Source organism: Pseudomonas sp. HMSC065H01 (assembly GCF_001815235.1).
In the GTDB taxonomy this organism is placed as follows: Bacteria; Pseudomonadota; Gammaproteobacteria; order Pseudomonadales; family Pseudomonadaceae; genus Pseudomonas; species Pseudomonas aeruginosa.
This window is the reverse complement of record NZ_KV819886.1, coordinates 1-390: the sequence shown is the minus strand read 5'-3', so window position 1 is coordinate 390 and position 390 is coordinate 1. Positions and strand designations below refer to the sequence as shown.

General features: G+C 68.5%; 1 protein-coding gene. It reads left to right on the top strand.

The window, feature by feature from the left end:
- Positions 1–390 (top strand): TolC family protein (locus HMPREF3014_RS14985; RefSeq protein WP_033872854.1); only part of this gene is annotated, 390 nt, incomplete at both ends.

The window sequence follows — 390 nt, the reverse complement described above, 5'->3', positions numbered from 1 at the left end:
ACCCGCGAACGCGACCGCAGCATCGGCCTGCAACTGAACATCCCGTTGTTCGAAGGCTTCGAACGCACCTACCAGGTCCGCAACGCCCTGGCCCGCCGCGAAGCCAGCGAAGCGGAGCTGGCCGACACCGAGCAGCAGGTTTCGCTGGAGGTGTGGAACAACTACCAGTCGCTCAGCGTCGAGACCCGCAGCCTGGCGCGCACCCGCGAACTGGTCGAACAGTCGCGGCAAAGCCTGGAGGTGGTGCAGGGCCGCTACCGCTCAGGGGTCGGCAGCATGATCGAGCTGCTCAACGCCCTGACCGCCTACGCCAGCGCCGAGGACCAGCACATCCGCGCCCTCGGCAACTGGCAGACCTCGCGCCTGCGACTGGCGGCCAGCCTCGGTCGC